Below are 22,454 nucleotides of genomic sequence, written 5' to 3'. Positions count from 1 at the left end.
CGTTTGTCAGGTATAGCGTGGCTGTCCCGACGCTATTTTGGGCAAGCTATAAAAAATGGGTTATTGGCAAATAATATCTACTGATTAAATTCAGTTAATTTCTTACGATAGCTATTAGGTGTAAATGACGTCAGCTTTTTAAACGTTTTAATAAACAGACTTGGACTACTGTAGCCAGATTCGTAAGCAATATCCGTTACAGAATAGTTAGTCATTTCCAGCTGTTTTTTAGCAAAGTTAATGCGGATTTCATTAATGATCTGCATCGGCGTTTTGCTGTAATAACGCTGGGTTGCGCGGGTCAGATACTCCTGGGATTTCGCGGACAGGTGTACCATGTTTTCCAGCGCATTCTCGCTAAACTGCCGTTTGTCATGCATGGTCTCCACGGTGGTTTTAAGCCACTGCGGAATATCATCCAGCACCTGCTCTTCGCGATGATGGCGCAACCGGTTAATAATATAGAAGGTGACCACTTCTACAAATTCATCCAGTCCACTCTCGCGAAAGTTCAATGATGCAATAACCGTTTCAATGTAAGTGAGAAACGAATTATTCGCCCGATAGACCTGCGATGCAACGAAACAAAATGGCAGCAGCGGGTGGTAGTGCTGTTCAAAAAAGCGTTTACTGATACCGACGTTCAGGATCCTTGTCGCCCCAAAATCATAAAAACTCTGGTGGTGCGATCCCAATGGAATAAAAACAAAGTCCCCGCGTTCGAGCAATACGCGTTTACCGTTGATTTCCTGATAATAGCGCCCGGTTAAAACCAGGGTAAATTCGTAGTAGTCATGCTGATGCAGCCCGCTGATGCTCTCAGTTTTGTTATAGATGAACACATGGAAATTTTTGCCATTAAACAGCTGCTGCTCATAGACGGTTTTGATTTCCGGTGCGTTAATCTGTAGCTGCATTATGCACTCCTCGCTATTTCAGCTTTTCGTGAAGCTCAATCAGTTCAGTCACCAGCTCACGCGCCAGCATTGATGTCATCAGGTGGTCCTGAGCATGAACCAGCACCAGGCTAACTTTCATTTTACCTTCGCCCTGATCGCCTTCAATCAGTTTCGTTTGCACGAGGTGCGCTTCATTCAGCGCCAGACGAGACTGGTCCATCATAGCCTTAGCTGACTCGAAATCGCCTTGCTTGGCCATTTTGAGCGCGCCGTACGCCAGGCTACGCGCCTGACCGGAGTTGATGATGAGACCCATCACCACTTCTTCGAGTTCTTCTGCTTCTGACTGCGTGTCGACGATGTTTTCGATATCCAACATACTTTTTTCCTCTGGTTCAGTCCGGCATGACCGTGAAGCCATGCCGGATTAAATTTTAGAATTTCAATGCGTTAGCGATATCTTCTTCGCTTTCTTCTTGATCAATAACGTTCTGCGCTTTGTTGGCTACCACCACGAACGGCAGATAAACCAGCGTGGCGATACCAAGGTTGAACAGCGCAACCAGCAGAGCTGCGACGCTACCGTTGGTGTTAAAGAACGCGCCCAAACCGGTTGGCATGGTCCACGGTGCGATGTTGGTAATCGGTGGAATAATGCCGGAGTAATAAGCTGCCAGCGTAATCGCCGCCAGAATCGGTTGCACCAGAATGAACGGGATAAACATCACCGGGTTCATGATGATCGGCAGACCGAACAGGATAGGTTCGTTAATCTGGAACAGGCCTGACGGCAGTGCCAGTTTAGCAACCTGACGATAATCCGGACGACGCGATGCCAGGAAGATAGCGATAATCAGACCCAGCGTAGCCCCGCTACCCCCGAGGAAAATATAGGAGTCGAGCATCGGTTTCGCCCAGACGTGGAAGGTCTTTCCAGCTTCCAGCGCGGCGTCTACGGAACCAAACTGTTGGTAAATGGAGATGTTTTCCAGCGCCCATGGCGTCATGATACCGCTGTCCAGCGCGGTCAGCGCCAGTGAACCGTGAATACCGAAGAACCACAGCAGCGGAACAAAAATCACGTAGGCCCAACCCACCACGCTGCCCAGCGATGCCAGCGGAGTTGAAATGGAATCCATGATGATCTGGTGGAAGTTCGTACCCCAGGTGTTCAATGCCCAGGCGATGATCCCCATAATGGAGAGGATAAGGAAGCCAGGAATCAGCGCAGAGAAAGAGCGCGACACGGATGTCGGTACGCTATCAGGTAATTTAATCACCCAATTGCGACGGACCACAAAGGTGAACATTTCCGCGACCGCGAGGCCGATAATAATACCGGAAATAATATTGGCACCGCCGAGCCAGTTCGCGCCAACGGCATAGGCTTCACCCACGCTATATGGCGTTACGGTCATAAACGCGGCGACGGATAACAGCCCGGCAGCCAGAGAGTCGACTTTGCGTTCTTCTGCCAGCGCCATACCGATAAAGAACGGCGCCATCAATGACATGATACCCAGCGTACCGTTATAGACGTTTCCACCAATGCCTTTCAAACTATTCAGCGTTTCAATAGTTGAAGCATCAAGTCGAATGCCCATTGAATAAAAAAACGACCCCTCCCCAAAGCTCAGGAAAACGTTATTGATTAATACAAACATGGCCCCTGCGAGGGTTAACGGCATTAAACGAATAAAACCGTTTTTGATTGCATTAACGTGTGGCTGCTTTCCAATTTTTACAGCAAAAGGAAGGAGTACCTTTTCAAGTGAAGCAATAGCGTTACTCATAGAAAAATACCCTTAAATACCGCAATTAATAATTGCGGTGAATGTTAATGAAATAACTCTTTGACGGGAAAAATTAAAATAAAATAATTAATTTGCTGCGGCTTTTTTAATTGCTGCAACCGCAGCCTTAAGCACGCCTAAACCATCGACTTTGCCATACAGCAGCGAGTCAATCACTTCCACAGGCTTGTTGGGTAACAAACGCTGAATTTCGGGCAACATATAAGCAATTTGTGGACCTAATAATACAACATCGGCCACTGGACCTTTTTCTCCGGCCAGCGTTTCAGGAAACGCTTCAATAATAACCGGTACTTCGTATTTTTCGGCCTGAGCACGCATCTTCGAAACCAACAATGAAGTCGACATGCCCGCAGAACAAAACAGATAAATGTGTTTCTTTTCCATTAAAACGATCCTCATGTGCGATTATCTGTCACCAGACACTCCGCAAGCCCTAACCTGCATCCATGCTCTGGGTAACTTGCGTCAGCTAAATTACTTTTTTAGGTGGCTGAAATGAGTATACGGGATTGCACCGGCGGATGGTATTTCCTTGACCAACTAAATTGTCTCTCCTTGACCTGGCGTTATGACCACCCTCACACTTCAGGCAAATAATTCGCGTCAATAATTAAGATCGTGTGACATAAAAAAACCGGCGCAGTGGCCGGTTTTCCCGAGTGCTCAGGCAATAAACAGTTGTTACTTCTTCGCTGCCTGCGGGTCGGTGTCGTACTCTGCGCAGGTCTGGTAGCCAGAGTTAATCACGTGTCCGGTGTCATCTAAAGCAACAAAATAGGTCTCAGCTTTACCATCTCGTTGACCCAGGATGTAGGTCTGACACGTCCCACGCGCATGGATCATACTGACTTCGGAAGACGGTTTACCGGCAATCTGCGCTACCTGCGCCCGGCTCATCCCTTTCTTCACATCTTTCACCACGGGCTGAACAAATTGGTCTTTCGTACGATCGTAGGCCGTACACCCTGCCAGCATAGTCAAAACAGCCGCTGCGCTCAGAATTCCTGTTAGATTCTTGTTCATATTCCGTCCTCTTGTATTTCAGCGTGTTATATAAGCCTGGAGCACAACAACGCATTTTTCAAGCAATCAGAGGATACTTAGGTGGTTTCGGAAAATTCTATTAAAACAAAATGATGCTATATCAGGCTCGCATCCCTTGTCGTTTGGGCCTCAACGCGTTAGCTTTAACACATCATTTTTTTGATCATTTTATTTTTCGGAGGGGGTTAAATGACTCTGCAGCAAGAGATAATCCAGGCGCTTGGCGCAAAACCGCACATCAATGCAGAAGAAGAAATTCGCCGCAGCGTGGATTTCCTGAAATCGTATCTGCAGACCTACCCCTTTCTGAAATCGCTGGTGTTGGGAATTAGCGGCGGACAGGACTCAACGCTCGCGGGAAAACTGTGCCAGATGGCGATCACCGAGCTGCGAAAAGAAACGGGTAATGACGCACTGCAGTTTATTGCCGTACGCCTACCGTATGGCGTTCAGGCCGATGAGCAGGACTGCCAGGATGCCATCGCCTTTATTCAACCGGACCGCGTACTGACCGTCAATATTAAGGGCGCGGTGCTGGCCAGCGAGCAGGCCCTGCGTGAAGCGGGTATTGAACTGAGCGATTTTGTGCGTGGCAATGAAAAAGCCCGTGAACGTATGAAGGCACAATACAGTATCGCCGGCATGACCAGCGGGGTTGTCGTGGGTACCGATCATGCTGCAGAAGCCATCACCGGATTTTTCACTAAGTACGGCGATGGCGGTACCGACATTAACCCACTATTTCGTCTGAACAAGCGCCAGGGCAAACAACTGCTCGCCGCGCTGGGGTGCCCGGAGCACTTATATAAGAAAGCACCAACTGCTGACCTCGAGGACGATCGCCCTTCTCTGCCGGATGAAGCCGCACTGGGCGTCACTTACGACAACATCGACGACTATCTGGAAGGAAAAACGCTGGATGCCGACGTCGCAAAAAAAATTGAAGGCTGGTACGTGAAAACTGAGCATAAACGTCGCACACCGATCACCGTGTTTGATGATTTCTGGAAAAAAGCGTAATCCTTTTCCCTTCAAAATGCCGGGTAGCGCCAGGATTGGCCCTATCTGGCATTAGCCTGCTGAATCTCATGCCGCTTTTTTAATCGCCCTCAAACTGCTACACTGGATGAATAACCAGCATCTGGAGTCAACAGTGGTACAGCGTCAATCAGCCCCTCGTATGACATTTGAGGCAGCGGCAATCTATGAATATCCCGAGCACCTGCGCCCGTTTTTGAGTGCGCTTCCCACCGCGCCAGGCGTCTATCTGTTTCACAGTGATAGCGACACCATGCCGCTTTATATTGGTAAAAGTGTCAATATTCGCAGCCGTGTGCTGGCGCATCTGCGTACCGCAGACGAAGCGAGTATGCTGCGTCAGGCCAGGCGCATTAGCTGGATTTGTACGGCCGGAGAAATTGGCGCCCTGCTGCTGGAAGCGCGGCTTATCAAAGAACAGCAGCCCCTGTTTAACAAACGGCTGCGACGCAATCGCCAGCTGTGTGCCTTGCAGCTTACCGACCGAACGGTTCAGGTGGTTTACGCACGAGATATTGATTTCTCCCACGCCCCCAATCTGTTTGGCCTGTTTGCCAACCGCCGCGCAGCGCTACAGACGCTGCAAAGCCTCGCCGATGAACAACAGCTGTGCTACGGCCTGTTGGGACTGGAACCCCTCAGCCACGGGCGCGCCTGTTTTCGCTCCGCGCTTAAACGCTGCGCCGGAGCCTGCTGTGGGAAAGAAAGCCCTGAAGCGCATCATTTGCGTCTGGTAGAAGCCCTGGAAAGAGTGCGCGTAATCTGCTGGCCGTGGAGCAATGCCATTGCGCTGCAGGAAACCCGCGCTGAAATGACGCAGTACCATATCATCAATAACTGGCTGTGGCTGGGAGCCGTTTCAACGCTGGATGAGGCAGCTACACTGGCGCGAATGCCGGCCGGCTTTGATCAAGATGGCTACAAAATTCTCTGCCGGCCTATTCTGTCTGGTCAATATGACATTATTGAACTGAGTCCGGAGAATGCCCCGGCATCCAGTTAATCTCGCTGAACAGCAGTTTCCCCTCGCGCTCCAGCAGTCGTAACGTGTGTTTACCGTCGTGCCAGCTTGCACCCTGATCGACGGTCAACAACTTATCACCCAGTTGCCAGGCTCCGCTGATAACAAACACCACGCCGCCGCGCGAACCAAAGGTCGTAAAGGTGCGATCGGCAACTCTGACTTTTGCCTGGCAGACATCCCGTCGGGTCATGATATTAAAATCCATCGACATCTGCCCTTCCGTCAGCTTCGCTTTTACCACCTTGTCACCGGCAAAGGTAAAAGGCTGATGCTGTTTCAGGGTATGCGTGAAGGTGTTCGACTCTTCCAGCGTCACTTCTCCGCCTTCCAGCAGAGTAATCACGCGTTCTACGCCGGGAAAAAGAGAAAACTCTCCATTCGCTGCGATGGAGGCGATACTCGCCCGCCAGTGAAAATCTCGTGTTGCTGGCGGAAAACAGCAAATCTCACGCGTTTCTCCCGCACCATTTCGCCACAGATTGACCGGCATTTTGCGGATATCAAAGTATTCCATCATCCCTCCAGAAAGGCGCAGCACGGCAGCCCACCGTAAACAGGCAGCCATAATTCATCATTGTTATGTTCACCCTGCAGATTATTGTTATCGGCAGCAGAGTTGATTTGCCTTAGCGATGAACCCGGTGTTTTGCAAAAAAGAACAACGCGCCCTCCAGGTGGAATTTTCGCGGGCTTCAGGAGAATAACGTGTCACAAGCGCGGTGCAAGAGGCAGCAAAGAAAAAACCGCCGATCCTGCCCACCTCGTTAAACGTGTTGTGGACAAGAGCGGCGGTCTTGAGTTTGGTTTCACACTGTGCGGCAATCAGCCCACACAGCGTGAATGATATAGTGTAGACGCTGAAAGATTACTCAGCAGCTTGCGGCATTTTACCCTTCTGCGCGGCACGTTCTGTCAGACGCTTCTCAAAATTGGCATTAAACTGCTTTTTCTGTTCCGGGGTCAGAATGTTGTAAATCTTGTTCTGAGTTTCCATGTGCGCCAGCATGTTGGCTTTGCGCTGTTCTTCCATCTTCGCAATCTGCGCTTCCGCTTTCGCTTTATCGAAGCTATCGCTGGCGATGATGTCGTGCATTGCGCGGCGCTCTTCCAGCGGCGGACGTTTCATCTGATCGCGCTGACCTTTCATGATCTCGCGAATCTGCTGTTTCTGCGCATCGGTCAGGTTCAGGTCTTTAAACATCATGTCATGATGCGGGGCAAACTTACCGTTGTGGTGCATCATTGGTTTGGCATCAGCTGGCGCAGCTGTTGTCGTGTCAGCGGCGTGGGCCAGGTTAGCAGCGCCCAGCGCCAGGGTAGAGGCAACAAACAGAGCAGTCAGTTTACGCATAATTTCTATCCTTTCTTTCAGTTATTTTGACGACACTCATGCGACTCTTATGCAATGTGATGTCGTGTTGACGAGATTAACTTTACCGGCTTAAGCGTCAATTAATCAGAGCAACGGTAAAACAATGAAAGTGTAAAAAACAAACTTTCATCAATTATGGAGAAAAAAAGAATAAATTGCGCAGAGTTGCAATAAAAAATTACAACAGGATGATTTTGAAGGGATTATGAAGAACTATACCTCATCCCTGATTATTAAGAAAGCAATTCACCAGGAATAATCTGTAATAAATAAAAACAGCACGTAAAAATAAGCCCTTAGGGATAAACCAAAAGGGCATATATATTTGTCACAATTTTTCGAGCATCAATCCGGCGCGTAAACCACAGGCCACGTTTGGATTTGGAAAAAGAACGTATTCAACATCATGGGTGACGGTAAAACGTTCATCACCGTCCTGCGCCAGCAAGGTGCCCTCTGTAAAAGGGGTAAAGTTGAGCGTCTGGTTATCCATGTGAAGAATGAAATCGTCGCTACGCCGCGTGATTTGCGACACCACGCGGTAACGCAGCGGAGATGTTTCTCCCAGTGACATTCGCTCGCCCTTTAGCAGCTTCGCCAGCGCATCTGCCGTCTGCGCAAACTGAGTCAGATCGTTTTGTCCAAACGGCAGCGCTTTACCCAGTTCCAGCGTGCAGGCCAGCGCGCCAAAATGTTCAGCGCTAAAATGGGTGAACGTGCCGCCAGGTGTCTGATGGAAAACCAGCGCCTCCAGCCCTGCCTCTCCCAGCCATCCCAAAAAATCTTCGTCCCAGGCAACGTTGCGTTGTGGCAACACGCCAAAGCGCAGATGCTGCGAGCCGCGAATCGCGGTGTGCAGATCCAGATGCCAGCGGACTGGCTCTTTCGCCCGCGAATAAAAATCCTCCAGACACAGCTCAAGCTGATGGGCTCGGTGCGTTTCTTCACTCGCGGCAAAAATCTGCCAACGGCCGCCAAACATACGGTTCAGGTCGCTATGACAATAACGTTGTCCCGCCGCCAGCGCCTGCGGGTTCCCCAGAATCACCAGCAGCCGCCATGTGAGCGTTAGTTCACCGCTAAACAGCCTGGAGAGAATTGAATCAAGTATCTCTACCGGGGCCGTTTCATTGCCGTGGATCCCCGCAGACAGCACCAGCGAATATTCCGCCGGAGTGACCGGCGTCAGCTCCAGAATTCCGTGACCAATCCACTGCCAGGAAAAGCCGCGAGCTGTGCCCTCGGTTGTCTCGGGGGTTATCCCTGCCAGCGTCTGGGCCAGAAAATTATCCATGGCTGGTCCTCTCCTGCTGGAAGGGATACACAGAGCCGAGGTTGAGCAATTGCGTCAACGTATCCAGCGCTTCACGCCCCTCACGCAACAGCTGCGGGTCGGCAAGGTCGGCGGCGGTAAGACGATCGCGATAGTAACGGTCGATCCAATTATTCAGCGTGTTAAACAGATTATCGTTCATGATAACCGCCGGATTTACGGCCTGCAGCTCCTGTGGAGTAAGCACCACTCTCAGGCGCAGACATGCCGGACCGCCGCCGTTGGACATACTTTCACGCAGATCGAATACCTGCAGGTCATCGATCGGATTGTCTTCCTCGAGCAGACGGTTCAAATACCGCCACACGCCCGCATGCTCCCGACACTCCTGCGGCAGGACCAGCATCATCGAACCGTCATCACGGCTCAGTAACTGGCTGTTAAACAGATAGGTAGTCACCGCATCCTGCACCGACACTTCCGCAGCAGGGACTTCCAGCGGGGTAAAACCTGCCACCTGACTGCGTAACTGCTCGAACAACGCCTGCTGTCTGGCAAACGCCAGCTGATGACAAAACAGTACCTGGCGATTCGACACCGCAATCACATCGTTATGAAACACGCCAAGATCGATAACGTCCGGGTTTTGCTGGGCAAAAATGCGCTGATGCGGGTTAACCTGATTCAGTCGGGCGACCGCCTCGCTGGCCTCACGGGATTGCCTCGCCGGATAGCGCTTCGGATGGGATGCATTCCCTTCTTCACGACCGTAAACAAACAGCTGTACGCCAGGGTCGCCGTAATCCCCGCCGAGGCGGTTATGGTTTGCCGCACCTTCATCACCGAATAGCGCAACCTGGGGTAACGCACCGTGGACCGTAAAACTATTCTCATCACGGAAAATCGCCCGTAGCAACGCTTCGGTGGTCGGCGCTTCCAGCGAACGGTGAAACTTATTATTCAGATTCGCCACCGTCAGATGCACTTTCCCGTCCAGCGCATCGGCTGAAGGGCAGACCGTTGCCGCATTCGCCACCCACATAGACGATGCGGAGCTGGCGCTGGAGAGCCAGTGAGGCGCCTGACGCGCCACGTTCTCCAGTATCTGTTCGTCGCGGCCGGTAAAGCCCAACTGACGCAGCACCGGAATATACGGCCGCTCATGAGGCGGGATCACCGCCTGGGGAAATCCCGCATCCGCCAGCGCTTTCATCTTTAGCAGACCCTGCTTCGCCGCCAGACGCGGGTTCGATACCTGAAAACGATGTTTGGTTGAGGCCTCATTACCAAATGACAGCCCCGCATAGTGGTGGGTCAGCCCCACCAGACCATCAAAATTTACCTCACGGGCTTTCATAACTTATCCTCGCGAGAAAAATCCAGGCCGGGGCTAAGCGTCGTTGGCAGCGTTAAGGCCGGTGATTCCAGACTTGCCATCGGCCAGGCGCAATAATCTGCGGCATACCACGCGCTGGCGCGATGGTTCCCGGAAGCGCCAACGCCGCCAAACGGCGCTGTACTCGCCGCGCCGGTTAACGGCTTATTCCAGTTGACGATCCCGGCCCGCGCCTCGAGCAGCAGTTGATCAAACTGGCTGCGATCGGGGGAAACCAACCCACACGACAATCCAAAGCGGGTGTTGTTCGCCATACGAATTGCGTCATCAAAGCTGTCATAACGCCAGACGCCAAGCAGCGGTCCAAAGACCTCTTCATCGGGTACGTTCGCCGCCCCGGTCAGTTCGATGATCCCTGGGGTGAGCAGTGACGTTCCGGCTTGCACCAGACGTGGCGCTAACAGCGTCCGGCCCCCTAACGATTCCAGACGCTGCCAGGCATCATAGACATGCCGCGCGGCCTGTTCGGAAATCAGCCCGCCAATAAATGGCTGCGGTTCTGCGTCCCAGTTGCCGGGCATTAAACGCTGGCTGACGTCCACCAGGCGCGTCAGGAACGCATCCCCCTGCGCGCCTTTTTTAACTAACAGGCGACGGGCGCAGGTACAACGCTGTCCGGCGGTGACAAACGCGGACTGAATAGTCAGATGCACTGCGGCATCAATATCTTCCGGGTTCTCAATAATCAGCGGGTTGTTGCCCCCCATCTCCAGAGCGAGGATTTTTTCCGGCTGGCCGGATAGCTGTCGATGCAGTTGATAACCAGTATTGGCACTGCCGGTAAACAGCAGGCCATCGAGATCGTCCTGCCCGCTCAGCGCCTGCCCCGTATCGCGACCGCCCTGCACCAGGTTCAGCACACCCGGCGGCAATCCCGCCTGCTCCCACAGCTTTGTCACGGCTTCACCGGTCCACGGCGTCAGCTCGCTGGGTTTGAAAATCAATGTGTTGCCTGCCAGCAGTGCCGGAACAATATGACCATTGGGTAAATGGCCAGGGAAGTTATACGGGCCAAAAACCGCCAGCACGCCGTGCGGGCGATGGCGCAACGTCGCTGCGCCATCCGGTAATTCGCTGTGATGCTCTCCGGTACGCGCATGCCAGGCTTTCACGGAGATGGCAATTTTATTGATCATCGCCGTCAGTTCCGTAGCGGCTTCCCAACGGGGTTTGCCGGTTTCCCGGGCGATAATCTGTGTGAGTTCGGCTTTATTGCTTTCCAGCAATGAGGCAAATTTTTCAACAATGGCCTGGCGTGCGCCAAAGGGCTGTTTAGCCCAACTGGCAAAGGCTGCGCGCGCGGCCCGGCACGCCTGCGCTACCTGGGCTGCATCGGCATCATTGCCCTGCCACAGCACATCACCGCTTACGGGATTGGTTTTCACCCGACGCTCGCCCAGCCCCGTCACCCAGTCGCCGCTTATCCATAATGTCATGCTGTTTTCTCCTCTGCACAAAGACGCACAAAACGTACATGGTCGCCCGCGTGACATTTCAGGGCGTCCAGTTGCGCCGCCGTCAGCACCAGACGCTGAGTATCCGGGTCGGCACGAACCAACATGACGCGGAAGTTTTGATAATTTTCATTGGCAACCAGACAAGCAGGATAATCGCCCGGCGCAGGCTGCCCTTCAGCCACCTCCACCAGCCTGCTTTTACGGATAGCCCGTACCCGGTCAATATCGCACTCCAGGGTCGGTCCGCCGTCGAAAATATCGACGTAGTTGCGGTAGCGAAATCCTTCTTTCTCCAGCACCGCCCGCGCAGGAGCCGTTTGCGGATGCACCTGACCAATCACGCTTTGCGCTTCGTCAGACAGGAAATGGGTATAAATCGGATGCTTAGGCATCAGTTCAGCAATAAAGGCTTTTTGCCCGGTTCCGCAGAGAAAATCCGCCCGGCTGAACTCCATTGAGAAAAAACGTTTGCCGAGGCTTTGCCAAAACGGAGAGTAGCCGTGTTCATCGATCACGCCGCGCATCTCGGCCACGACCTTCTCATTGAACCGGTCACGAAAGGCCGCCATAAACATAAAGCGCGACTTCGACAACAAATAGCCGTTGCCTTCTTTACGCCAGTCCGGATCGAGAAACAGAGAACAAAGTTCGCTACTGCCCGTGTGATCGTTACTCAGAAACAGCGTCGGCAGCGCGTTATACACGTTCAGCTCTTTCGAGGCGTGCACCAGTGTACCGACCCGGTAGTTGTACCAGGGATCGTTAAGCCCCACCGCCACCTCAATGGCGCAAATCCCTGCCACGGTTCCGCTGGCGCTGTCTTCAAGCACAAACACATATCCCTGCTCACTTTTGGGCAACTCACCGCGCCAGGTTTGTAGCGAACGTTCGATACGCGCCATCAGCGTAGCTTCATTCGCCGGTAGCGAGGTCAACCCGCCGCCGGTCTTACTGGCAAGCTGCATCAGCGCGGTGATATCAGCGCGTTCAATGGGACGAATCACCATCATGATGAACCTCCTGCTTTAATGCGTTCGCAGGCCAGCGCAAAGCGATCCAGTCCGGTGGCGATTTCTTCTTCGCTGACGTTTAACGCTGGCGCAAACCGCACCACATTAGCGCCAGCAATCAGCACCATCACTCCGGCAACGGCCGCTTCTTGCGAGATGAGTTTTGCTTTCCCGGCAAATTCCGCGTTCAGCACACAGCCAATCAGCAGTCCGAGCCCACGAATTTCACTAAACAGTCCAAAACGTTCGTTAATGGCGTTAATACGCTCCACAAACCAGTCGTGGCGCTGTTTCACTCCGTTAAGCATTTCCGGCGTGTTAACAATTTCCAGCAGTTTTCCCGCCACCGCAGTGGCCAGCGGGTTTCCGCCATAGGTTGTACCGTGCGTACCGACCGTCATCACACTGGCGCAACGCTCTGTCGCCAGCAGTGCGCCGATGGGGAAACCACCGCCCAGCGCTTTTGCTGTCGTCAGCAGGTCCGGCGTAACGCCGTAGTGCATGTAGGCATACAGTTCGCCGGTACGGCCAACCCCGGTCTGAACTTCATCAAAAATCAACAGCGCATTATGGCGATCGCATAATTCACGCAACCCCTGCAAAAAGGCGTTTGTTGCCGGCACTACGCCGCCTTCTCCCTGCACCGGCTCCACAATAACCGCACAGGTGTTGTCATCAATCAGTTGGCTGGCAGAGTCGAGATCGTTATACACGGCATGGCGGATATCCGGCGGCAGTGGCGCGAAGTCCTGTGAATAGGCGGGCTGTCCTCCGGCACTGACGGTAAACAGCGTGCGACCATGGAAAGCATTTTTAAACGCCACAATGCCGCTCTTCTGGCTACCAAAACGATCGTGGGCATATTTACGTGCCAATTTTAATGCCGCTTCGTTAGCTTCTGCGCCAGAGTTACAGAAGAAAATACGCTCGGCAAAAGTGGCATCAATCAGCTTTTTCGCCAGGCGCAGCACCGGCTCGTTGGTGTAGCCATTTCCCGTATGCCAGAATTTGCTCGCCTGGTCGTTTAATGCCTCGTGCAATGCCGGATGTGCATGACCCAGCGCGTTAACCGCAATGCCTCCCGCGAAATCGATATACTCTTTACCCTGCTGATCCCACAGACGTGAACCTTCGCCACGCACCGGAATAAAAGGGGCCGGAGCGTATACGGGCATCATCCATTCATCAAAATTTTCACGCGTAATTGACAGAGACATAGCGACCTCAACGGTAAATAAAAGGTTATTTATATGTTAATAAATATAGTGTTTGCGGTGTAAATGTAGATTGCAGGCTTCGTGCCAGCCAGCGAAAAAAGTGCATAAACGGAGGGCGGTGACGGAATATCAACGAGTTACAACCTGACGATATTCACTGTATGTGCATATAAAGTGAATATGTTTGCGTACCAGATGACTAAACAGAGGAAAAAACGCAATTTTATTCAGTCGCCAAATATAATTCTGGAATTGTGATCGTATACGAAATTTATCGGAAATTATTGCTCTATTCCGACGCGCTACGCGCCAAAACGGTGCAGTTTTTGCTCCATCGTTAACACCATTAGCAATCATTGTTGGAATCAGGTGACAAGAAGCAGTCAGCCTGCAGAAATTCTGCTACCATCCTTGCACTATTCATCTTGCAAAGTGGCAGCGACTATGAAATTTGTCTCTTTTAATATCAACGGCCTGCGTGCCCGTCCCCATCAACTGGCAGCCATTGTCGAAAAACACCAACCGGATGTTATTGGCTTACAGGAGACAAAAGTCCACGACGATATGTTCCCTCTCGAAGAGGTAGCAAAGCTGGGTTATAACGTCTTTTATCACGGTCAGAAAGGCCACTACGGCGTAGCACTATTAACGAAAGAAACGCCGATTGCGGTGCGTCGTGGCTTCCCGGGTGATGGCGAAGAAGCGCAGCGTCGTATCATCATGGCGGAAATTCCGTCGCCTCTGGGCAGTATCACGGTGATCAACGGCTATTTCCCGCAGGGTGAAAGCCGTGACCATGAAACCAAGTTCCCGGCTAAAGCCGCGTTTTATCAGAACCTACAAAACTACCTGGAGACTGAACTGAAGCGCGACAATCCGGTATTGATCATGGGCGATATGAATATCAGCCCAACCGACCTCGATATCGGTATTGGCGAAGAGAACCGTAAACGCTGGCTGCGTACCGGCAAATGTTCCTTCCTGCCAGAAGAGCGCGAGTGGATGGAACGTCTGCTGGGCTGGGGTCTGGTAGATACCTACCGTCACGCCTGGCCTGAAAAGAACGACCGGTTCTCGTGGTTTGATTACCGCTCAAAAGGCTTTGACGATAACCGTGGTCTGCGTATCGATCTGCTGCTGGCGAGCAACCCGCTGGCGGAGCGCTGCGAAGAAACAGGCATCGACTATGAAATCCGCAGCATGGAAAAGCCGTCCGACCATGCGCCTGTATGGGCTAAATTCCGCGTCTGATCGTCTGCGTATTTTCACTCTCCGGGCCTGGCCTGGAGAGTCTGTTTATTCTGTGCAAAATCAATAAAGCCACGGTAATACATTGTTGCGGCCGGAAATTTATTATATCTTCGCGCGCACTTTTCGCTGACGAAAACGCCACATTGCACTCGGTTTTACAGGAGAACCCCCATGAAAAAGAAGTTCACATAACGCAGAATACCGGCTGCTAATTGTTGCGGTATTGTTCTGCGTTCTGGCGGGAGTTTTCCATCATTACGGTCTGACCGATCTGATCATCAATTTCCATCATTTACAAGATGTCATCCGCCAAAGCGGCCTGTTCGGCTATACCCTTTATATCCTGTTGTTTATAGTTTCCGCGCTGTGTCTGATCCCAGGCAGCATTCTGGTGATCGTCGGCGGTGTGCTGTTTGGCCCGGTGACAGGGACGCTTATCTCGTTAGTGGCGGCAACCATGGCTTCGGCGCTGTCATTTATGCTGGCTCGCTGGCTTGGCCGGGAATTACTGCTGAAATACGTTGGCCATACGGCAACGTTTCAGGCTATCGAAAAAGGCATTGCCCATAGTGGAGTAGACTTTCTGATCCTGACCCGGCTCGTGCCACTGTTCCCCTATAACATTCAAAACTATGCCTATGGACTGACGGCCATTCCGTTCTGGTCATTTACCGTGATATCTGCGCTAACCACCTTGCCCGGCATCTTTATCTATACGCTGATGTCGCACGAACTGGCCAGCGAAGGGATTAGCTGGGCATTTATCGGTAAGCTCAGCGTTGCGGGGCTGGCGCTATTCGTCCTCGTTCAGGCAGCCAAAGCCTGGGCGCGACATAAACATGTCGATCCGGCGCCCGGTCACGAGTACGCGGGTAAATGATCAAGATGAATAAAGCGCGGCGGACACGCTATTACCGTATAAGCTTGCTTGCCCTGCTGCTGCTCGCCCTGATGGCGTGGGCGTGGATACCTGGCGTGAGTGATTTTCTTCACGGCAGTCTGGCGGCATTTACCACGCTCGATCAGCATGCTCTTGAGAACTTCATTCGTTCTTACGGAACCCAGGCGGCGGTCGTGTCGTTCTTCCTGATGATCTTACAGGCCATCGTCGCACCGCTTCCCGCCTTTGTGATCACCTTTGCCAATGCCTCGCTGTTTGGCGCATTTTGGGGCAGCGTTCTGTCCTGGAGCAGCGCGATGGCAGGCGCGGCGCTGTGCTTTTTTATTGCCCGCGTTTTAGGTCGCAGCGCGGTGGAAAAACTGACCGGAAAAACGGTGCTGAACAACATGGACACTTTTTTCGAGCGCTATGGCAAGCACACAATTCTTGTCTGTCGCCTGTTACCTTTTGTGCCGTTCGACCCGGTAAGCTACGCAGCAGGCCTGACCTCGATTCGTTTTCGCCATTTCTTCATCGCCACCGGCATCGGTCAGTTACCGGCCACTATCGTCTATTCATGGGCTGGTAGCCTGTTAACCGGCGGCACATTTTGGTTTGTTACCGGCCTGTTCTTCCTGTTCGCTCTGAGCGTGGTGATTGCCGTGGCCAGAAGCCTTTATCTTGAGCATCAACGGAAAAAGACCTGAGTCTTTCCCCCCATTTTTAGCAATGGAGATATTATGCGTTACTGCTTATTGTGCCTGAGTTTGCTGCTCTCTCCGCTGGCGGCTTTCGCCGAGGACACCAGTTGGCAGCAAATCAAAAATGACGCCCGCGGTCAGACGGTGTGGTTCAACGCCTGGGGTGGCGACAACGCAGTTAACCAGTATCTCGACTGGGTTAGCGGCGAGATGAAAACACACTATGCCATTAACCTGAAAATCGTACGCCTGGCGGATGCCGCCGACGCCGTAAAACGTATCCAGACGGAAGCGGCATCCGGGCGAAAAACCGGTGGCTCGGTCGATTTACTGTGGGTGAACGGCGAAAATTTCCGCACGCTGAAAGAAGCCGGGCTGCTACAGACCCAGTGGGCACAAACGCTGCCTAACTGGCGCTATGTTGATACCCAGAAACCGGTGAATGAAGACTTTTCCATTCCAACGGAGGGGGCTGAATCACCGTGGGGCGGCGCACAGCTTACATTTATTGCCAGGCACGATCTCACCGCGCAGCCGCCGCAATCCCCGCAGGTACTGCTTGAGTTTGCCCAAGCGCACCCTGGCACGGTGACCTATCCGCGTCCGCCAGACTTTACCGGAACGGCTTTTCTTGAGCAGTTGTTAATTTCGCTCACCAACAAGCCGCAGGCGCTGAAAACAGCGCCCGATGCGTCCACATTCGCCGATGTTACCGCTCCATTGTGGCATTACCTTGATGCTTTGCATCCTGCCCTGTGGCGCGAAGGTAAAGATTTTCCGCCCACGCCAGCGCGAATGGATGCGCTGCTCAACGGTGGCACCCTGCGTTTATCAATGACCTTTAATCCTGCCCACGCGCAGCAAAAAGTGGCCAGCGGTGAATTACCCAAAAGCAGCTATAGTTTTGGTTTCTCACAGGGCATGCTCGGCAACGTGCATTTTGTCACCATTCCAGCGAATGCGCGTGCCAGCGCCGGAGCGAAAGTCGTGGCAAATTTCCTGCTTTCACCCGAAGCGCAGTTGCGTAAAGCCGACCCGTCTGTCTGGGGAGATCCTTCGGTGCTTGATCCACAAAAATTGCCTGTCGACCAGCGTAATGCGCTGCTGGCGCGGATCCCACAAGGGCTCCCTGCCATGCTGCCAGAACCGCATGCTGCATGGGTAAACGCTCTGGAACAAGAATGGCTACGCCGCTACGGTACACATTAATTCTGCTACTCTGGGCCATCATGGCGGGCGTTTACCTGCCGCTGGCACCAGCGGCTTTTTCTCTGATAACGCCGGCGCTGAGTACCAAACACTGGCTGGCGCTATTTAGCGATCCTCAACTCCCGCAGGCGTTACTGGCAACGCTGGTTTCCGTAAGCCTCGCGGCTGGTGGCGCGCTGATCATCGCCCTGCTGGCGATCCTCGCCTTATGGCCCGGCGCAGGCTGGGCGCGTCTGTGCACGCGTCTTCCGTGGCTGCTGGCGATTCCGCACGTTGCCTTCGCCACCAGCGTACTGTTGGTTTTTGCCGAAGGCGGCATGCTCTGGCAATGGCTCCCGTTCCTCAGCCCCCAGCCTGACCGCTACGGCATTGGGCTTGGCGTGACGCTGGCGGTAAAAGAGAGTGCCTTTTTGTTATGGATCCTCTCAGCTCTGCTGAGTGAAAAACAGCTTTCGCAGCAGGTTATCGTCCTGGATTCGCTGGGTTACAGCCGACTGCAATGCCTGAACTGGCTGGTTCTGCCCTCTCTCGCCCCCGCGTTAGGCAAAGCCATGCTGGCGATTGTCGCCTGGTCGCTCTCGGTAGTGGATGTAGCAATCGTCCTTGGCCCCGGAAACCCACCAACGCTTGCCGTGTTGAGCTGGCAATGGCTCAGTCAGGGCGATGCCGAGCAACAGGCTAAAGGAGCACTCGCCAGCCTGCTGCTGGTACTGCTGCTACTCATCATCGCGCTGGCGGGGTATCTGCTCTGGCGCGCCTGGCAACGCACTATTCCCGCAGTAAACGGGGAACGCCTGCGTTTTTCATCCTGTACAATCGGACGTTCGCTGGTACAACTTTTGCCCTTTGGCGGTGTGGTGTGCGCGCTGGTTCTGGCGCTGATCGCCAGCTATTCGTCGCTAAATAGCGAGGCGCTCAGCACTAGCCTGCAACTGGGGCTTCTCTCCAGCGTGCTGGCGCTGCTGATACTTTTTGCCTGGCTGGAATGGGGTCCGCAAACCGGACACCGTTGGGTCTGGCTACCGCTCATTTTGCCTGCGCTGCCGCTGGTAACTGGACAGTATCTGTTGGCGTTATATGCCGGACAGGATGGGCTGATGATAACCATTGTCTGGGGACACCTGCTGTGGGTGATGCCATGGATGCTGTTTGTGCTCAAACCGGCGTGGCGACGCATTGACCCACGATTGATTTTGATTGCGCAAACGCTGGGTTGGACCCGGGGGCGCATATTCTGGCAAGTAAAATGTCCGCAGCTGGCGCGCCCGGCGCTGGTTGCCTTCGCGGTAGGGTTCTCAGTCAGTATCGCCCAGTATATGCCGACGCTGTGGTTAGGCGCCGGGCGCTATCCCACGCTGACCACCGAAGCGGTGGCATTAAGCAGCGGCGGCAGCACCGCCATTCTGGCAACCCAGGCGCTATGGCAGCTTCTGTTACCGCTTATAATTTTCGCACTGGCGGCGTTTCTCGCTGCGTGGATTGGCCGCTTTCGACAAGGACTCCGCTAATGCTCATTGTACAAGGCGTTTCGTTGTACCAGGGTACGACGGCGCTACTGAAGGACGTTAATTTCCAGGTTAATAAAAGTGACATTGTCACCATTATGGGGCCTTCCGGCAGCGGTAAGTCTTCGTTATTTTCGTGGATGATCGGGGCGTTGTCTCCTCAGTTTCAGGCGTCAGGCGAACTGTGGCTCAACGAACAGCGCGTAGACACACTGCCTACTGCGCAGCGCCAGATTGGCATTCTGTTTCAGGATGCGCTGCTGTTTGACCATTTCAGCGTTGGGCAGAATTTACTGCTGGCCTTACCCGCCAGCGTGCAAGGTCCCGCCAGACGCCATGCGGTGGAAAGCGCCCTCGCACGCGCGGGCCTGGCAGGATTTTATTCACGCGATCCGGCTTCGCTCTCCGGCGGGCAACGCTCGCGTGTCGCCCTGCTTCGCGCGCTACTGGCACAACCCCAGGCGCTGTTACTCGATGAACCCTTTAGCCGGCTGGATGCGTCGCTGCGCGATACCTTTCGCCAGTGGGTCTTCACCGAGGTACGTAAACTGGGTATTCCGGTGGTACAGGTTACCCACGATGCGCAGGACGTTCCGCCAGCAGGTCGCGTATTACAGATGGAAAACTGGGCGTGAATGTGGCGATATGCTGCGTTAACGCAAGGTTTTTACTTAACTGGCGGCACAGAATGTCGTCCTCTTTTTCAACGTCGGGCTATTCGATGAAACGTGTTTCTCAAATGACCGCGCTGGCACTGGCTTTAGGGCTCGCTTGCGCTTCTTCCTGGGCTGCTGAAACAGCACAGACGCTCACCCTCAACCAGTTACAGCAAAAGCAAGGCGCGGCGATCGATACCCGTCAGAGCGCTTTTTACAACGGCTGGCCGCAATCGCTTAATGGTCCTTCAGGACACGAGCCTTTCGCACTGAACCTGTCTGCCGCCTGGCTCGACAAGATGAATGATGAACAACTCAGCGCCTGGGTTAAGGCACATCACCTGAAAACCGACGCGCCTGTGGCATTGTATGGCAGCGATACTGACATGCAGGCCGTCAAATCCCGCCTGCAGAAAGTCGGCTTTAACGCTATCTCAACCCTCAGCGATGCGCTTACGGACCCTGCCCGCCTGCAACGTCTGCCGCACTTCGAACAGTTGGTTTACCCGCAGTGGCTGCACGACCTTCAGCAGGGTAAAGAGGTGACCGCCAAACCGGCCGGTGACTGGAAAGTGATTGAAGCCGCCTGGGGCGCGCCGAAGTTGTATCTGCTCAGCCATATCCCTGGCGCGGGCTACATTGATACCAACGAAGTCGAAAGCGAACCGCTGTGGAATAAAGTGTCCGACGCGCAGCTCAAAGCGATGCTGGCGAAACACGGCATCCGCCACGACACCACGGTGATTTTATACGGCCGCGATGTCTACGCCGCCGCGCGCGTGGCACAAATTATGCTGTATGCAGGTGTGAAAGATGTTCGTCTGCTCGACGGCGGCTGGCAGACCTGGTCTGACTCAGGTTTACCGGTCGAACGCGGTACGGCACCAACGGTGAAGCCTGAACCTGATTTCGGCGTGACGATCCCTGCCCAACCGCAACTGATGCTGGATATGGAACAGGCTCGCGGTCTGCTGCATCGCCAGGATGCGTCTTTGGTGAGCATTCGTTCATGGCCGGAATTTATCGGTACGACCAGCGGCTATAGCTACATTAAGCCAAAAGGTGAGATCGCAGGGGCGCGTTGGGGCCATGCAGGCAGCGACTCCACCCACATGGAAGATTTCCATAACCCGGATGGCACCATGCGCAGCGCCAATGACATCGCCGCCATGTGGAAGCAATGGAATATCCTGCCAGAGCAACAGGTCTCATTCTATTGTGGTACCGGCTGGCGTGCTTCGGAAACGTTTATGTATGCCCGCGCAATGGGCTGGAAAAACGTCTCCGTCTACGACGGTGGCTGGTATGAGTGGAGCAGCTCTCCGAAAAACCCGATCGCCAGCGGTGAACGGGGTCCGGACGCCAGCAAGTAAGATTGCCATTGTTGCCGGATGCAGCGAGAACGCTTTACCCAGCCTACATAAACCATCGCTGTAGGCCGAATAAGCGAAGCGCATCCGGCAACGCACTACGTTACGCCTGACGCTGGACCGCTTTCAGCGTCAGATATCCGCTCCAGATCCGGGTGAACGTCGTCATCCAGCACAGCGCGCCAAAGACCCACGCCATTACGGCAAAATATTCCGGGAACAGACATCCCAACACAAACAGCAAAATCGTCTCGGTTCCTTCAGTCAGTCCGCCCAGATAATAAAACGATTTATGCGCATAACCGGGGTTATCAATCTGATGCTTTGCCGCCAGCGCGGCGAAGGCCAGAAAGCTGCTGCCGGTGCCAATAAACGCGAACAACAGCCAACCGCCTGCCAGCGCATTTTGCGCCGGCGCAGCAAGAATAAAACCAAACGGCACTAAGGCGTAAAACAGAAAATCGAGCGAGATATCGAGAAATCCTCCCGCGTCCGTTAGCCCTCTGCGCCGTGCCAGCGCCCCATCCAGCCCGTCAAACAGCCGATTGAGTACAATGGCCACCAGCGCCGCCATATACCAGCCTAACGCCAGAAATGGCAACGCCAGCACGCCAATAGCAAAACCGACCAGCGTAAGTCCGTCCGGGGTAATCGCCGGTTGATCAATGATGCCCACGCAGCGATGCAAAAGCGGTTTTAATCGCGGATGAAGATGGCGGTCAAGCATGCGGGCGTCCTTTAAAACTGTCGCACAGTCCCTGGGAGGGAATATCGAGAGCGGCATTAAAACGCGCCGAGAGATTTTGAAACGCAATCAGCGCGGTCATTTCAGTAATGGCGTCATCGGTAAAATACTGCTTCATCTGCGCTTTCAGCGCATCGTCAACCTGTGGTGGCGTTGCGGTGACCGCATCAGCATAGGCCAGCCCTACACGTTCTTCTGCGCTAAATAGCGTTGATTCTTGCCAGTTGGCAACCTGTAAGACTTTATCCAGCGCGCCGCAGCGTTCAGCCAGCCGTAAACTGTTGGCGTCAACGCAGAAAGCGCAGTGGCACACCTGAGAAACGCGGGTCATCAACAGCGCGCGCATCACTGGCGACAGGCGCGCCTTTTTACGCTCCAGAAACCCGACAAACAGCGCCACCAGCCAGAACAGGAACGGCATCCGCCCCCACCAGCGCGTGGGATGCAGCACATCACCATAATGTTTTTTCTGCGTAGCAACGAGCGGTTGCAAACTGGAAGGGATACGCGTTAACGGTTTTACCCACGACTGAGGATCGTTCAACGGTGGCTCCTGAATACTTTAGATAAAACAAAGATAACGATAGTAT

The 22,454-nt window shown here is 53.6% G+C and carries 23 protein-coding genes; 9 read left to right on the top strand and 14 right to left on the bottom strand.

Translation table 11 applies throughout. The features are described from left to right. Positions 1-77: 77 nt before the first annotated feature. The 5 genes from chbR to osmE form a co-directional block, all read right to left on the bottom strand. The gene (chbR, locus tag BZK42_RS02565) at positions 78-920 is read right to left on the bottom strand and encodes a transcriptional regulator ChbR (protein WP_085951046.1); all 843 of its coding nucleotides are present in this window, start codon (positions 918-920) and stop codon (positions 78-80) included. Between the two features lie 10 nt (positions 921-930). Beyond that, entirely contained in the window at positions 931-1,278 is a 348-nt protein-coding gene (chbA, locus tag BZK42_RS02560; protein WP_003030618.1) for a PTS N,N'-diacetylchitobiose transporter subunit IIA, read from the bottom strand. Positions 1,279-1,333: 55 nt separating this feature from the next. Beyond that, entirely contained in the window at positions 1,334-2,692 is a 1,359-nt protein-coding gene (gene chbC / locus BZK42_RS02555; protein ID WP_003030619.1) for a PTS N,N'-diacetylchitobiose transporter subunit IIC, read from the bottom strand. Between the two features lie 87 nt (positions 2,693-2,779). Continuing rightward, positions 2,780-3,100 (bottom strand): PTS N,N'-diacetylchitobiose transporter subunit IIB, encoded by a 321-nt coding sequence (chbB, locus tag BZK42_RS02550; protein WP_003832547.1) that lies wholly within the window; start codon positions 3,098-3,100, stop codon positions 2,780-2,782. A gap of 297 nt (positions 3,101-3,397) precedes the next feature. Next, positions 3,398-3,739 carry an osmotically-inducible lipoprotein OsmE gene (gene osmE, locus BZK42_RS02540; RefSeq protein WP_003030621.1) on the bottom strand — a complete coding sequence of 114 codons (342 nt, stop codon included), beginning with the start codon at positions 3,737-3,739 and terminating at the stop codon, positions 3,398-3,400. A gap of 210 nt (positions 3,740-3,949) precedes the next feature. Between osmE and nadE the strand changes: the two genes are divergently transcribed. Both nadE and cho read left to right on the top strand, forming a co-directional pair. Next, positions 3,950-4,780, top strand: a complete 831-nt coding sequence (gene nadE, locus BZK42_RS02535) for an ammonia-dependent NAD(+) synthetase (protein ID WP_046275873.1) — start codon at positions 3,950-3,952, stop codon at positions 4,778-4,780. Between the two features lie 160 nt (positions 4,781-4,940). Then, positions 4,941-5,801 (top strand): excinuclease Cho, encoded by an 861-nt coding sequence (cho, locus tag BZK42_RS02530; RefSeq protein WP_233616910.1) that lies wholly within the window; start codon positions 4,941-4,943, stop codon positions 5,799-5,801. Here cho and ves read toward each other — a convergent pair. The 7 genes from ves to astC form a co-directional block, all read right to left on the bottom strand. Continuing rightward, positions 5,761-6,336, bottom strand: coding sequence for an environmental stress-induced protein Ves (ves, locus tag BZK42_RS02525; protein WP_046275875.1), 576 nt, complete (start codon positions 6,334-6,336; stop codon positions 5,761-5,763). The genes cho and ves overlap by 41 nt on opposite strands. Before the next feature lie 351 nt (positions 6,337-6,687). Beyond that, positions 6,688-7,173, bottom strand: coding sequence for an ATP-independent periplasmic protein-refolding chaperone Spy (gene spy / locus BZK42_RS02520; protein ID WP_003030629.1), 486 nt, complete (start codon positions 7,171-7,173; stop codon positions 6,688-6,690). Between the two features lie 349 nt (positions 7,174-7,522). Beyond that, positions 7,523-8,488, bottom strand: coding sequence for a succinylglutamate desuccinylase (gene astE / locus BZK42_RS02515; protein ID WP_080858708.1), 966 nt, complete (start codon positions 8,486-8,488; stop codon positions 7,523-7,525). Then, a complete protein-coding gene (astB, locus tag BZK42_RS02510) occupies positions 8,481-9,824 on the bottom strand; it encodes an N-succinylarginine dihydrolase (RefSeq protein WP_080858707.1) in 1,344 nt (447 codons plus the stop codon). The genes astE and astB overlap by 8 nt, the downstream gene beginning before the upstream one ends. Further along, positions 9,821-11,299, bottom strand: a complete 1,479-nt coding sequence (astD, locus tag BZK42_RS02505; protein WP_080858706.1) for a succinylglutamate-semialdehyde dehydrogenase — start codon at positions 11,297-11,299, stop codon at positions 9,821-9,823. The genes astB and astD overlap by 4 nt, the downstream gene beginning before the upstream one ends. Continuing rightward, positions 11,296-12,330 (bottom strand): arginine N-succinyltransferase, encoded by a 1,035-nt coding sequence (gene astA, locus BZK42_RS02500; RefSeq protein WP_016152846.1) that lies wholly within the window; start codon positions 12,328-12,330, stop codon positions 11,296-11,298. Before astA ends, astD begins: the two co-directional genes overlap by 4 nt. Beyond that, entirely contained in the window at positions 12,327-13,547 is a 1,221-nt protein-coding gene (astC, locus tag BZK42_RS02495; RefSeq protein ID WP_080858705.1) for a succinylornithine/acetylornithine transaminase, read from the bottom strand. The genes astA and astC overlap by 4 nt, the downstream gene beginning before the upstream one ends. A 444-nt stretch (positions 13,548-13,991) precedes the next feature. Here astC and xthA point away from each other — a divergent pair, with 444 nt between their 5' ends. From xthA to BZK42_RS02450, 7 genes are all read left to right on the top strand, one after another. Further along, positions 13,992-14,798, top strand: coding sequence for an exodeoxyribonuclease III (gene xthA, locus BZK42_RS02480; protein WP_080858704.1), 807 nt, complete (start codon positions 13,992-13,994; stop codon positions 14,796-14,798). Positions 14,799-15,021: 223 nt separating this feature from the next. Continuing rightward, positions 15,022-15,678: a TVP38/TMEM64 family protein gene (locus tag BZK42_RS02475; RefSeq protein WP_169922377.1), complete on the top strand. Its 657-nt coding sequence runs from the start codon at positions 15,022-15,024 to the stop codon at positions 15,676-15,678. Next, positions 15,675-16,385, top strand: a complete 711-nt coding sequence (locus BZK42_RS02470) for a TVP38/TMEM64 family protein (RefSeq protein ID WP_080858703.1) — start codon at positions 15,675-15,677, stop codon at positions 16,383-16,385. Before BZK42_RS02475 ends, BZK42_RS02470 begins: the two co-directional genes overlap by 4 nt. A gap of 33 nt (positions 16,386-16,418) precedes the next feature. Continuing rightward, positions 16,419-17,588, top strand: coding sequence for an ABC transporter substrate-binding protein (locus BZK42_RS02465; protein ID WP_080858702.1), 1,170 nt, complete (start codon positions 16,419-16,421; stop codon positions 17,586-17,588). Next, entirely contained in the window at positions 17,561-19,096 is a 1,536-nt protein-coding gene (locus BZK42_RS02460) for an ABC transporter permease family protein (RefSeq protein ID WP_080858701.1), read from the top strand. The genes BZK42_RS02465 and BZK42_RS02460 overlap by 28 nt, the downstream gene beginning before the upstream one ends. Further along, the gene (locus BZK42_RS02455) at positions 19,096-19,728 is read left to right on the top strand and encodes an ATP-binding cassette domain-containing protein (RefSeq protein ID WP_049271258.1); all 633 of its coding nucleotides are present in this window, start codon (positions 19,096-19,098) and stop codon (positions 19,726-19,728) included. The genes BZK42_RS02460 and BZK42_RS02455 overlap by 1 nt, the downstream gene beginning before the upstream one ends. An 86-nt stretch (positions 19,729-19,814) precedes the next feature. Then, positions 19,815-21,122 carry a sulfurtransferase gene (locus tag BZK42_RS02450; RefSeq protein WP_080858700.1) on the top strand — a complete coding sequence of 436 codons (1,308 nt, stop codon included), beginning with the start codon at positions 19,815-19,817 and terminating at the stop codon, positions 21,120-21,122. 100 nt (positions 21,123-21,222) lie between these two features. On the opposite strand, the gene BZK42_RS02445 is transcribed toward BZK42_RS02450, so the two are convergent. Beyond that, on the bottom strand, positions 21,223-21,846 hold the full coding sequence (locus BZK42_RS02445) for a CDP-alcohol phosphatidyltransferase family protein (RefSeq protein WP_047358607.1): 624 nt from the start codon (positions 21,844-21,846) through the stop codon (positions 21,223-21,225). Beyond that, positions 21,839-22,408 carry a carboxymuconolactone decarboxylase family protein gene (locus BZK42_RS02440; protein WP_016156315.1) on the bottom strand — a complete coding sequence of 190 codons (570 nt, stop codon included), beginning with the start codon at positions 22,406-22,408 and terminating at the stop codon, positions 21,839-21,841. Before BZK42_RS02440 ends, BZK42_RS02445 begins: the two co-directional genes overlap by 8 nt. Positions 22,409-22,454 lie beyond the last annotated feature (46 nt).

The organism is Citrobacter braakii, from assembly GCF_002075345.1.
Classification (GTDB): Bacteria; Pseudomonadota; Gammaproteobacteria; order Enterobacterales; family Enterobacteriaceae; genus Citrobacter; species Citrobacter braakii.
This window is presented reverse-complemented; position numbering and strand designations above follow the sequence as displayed.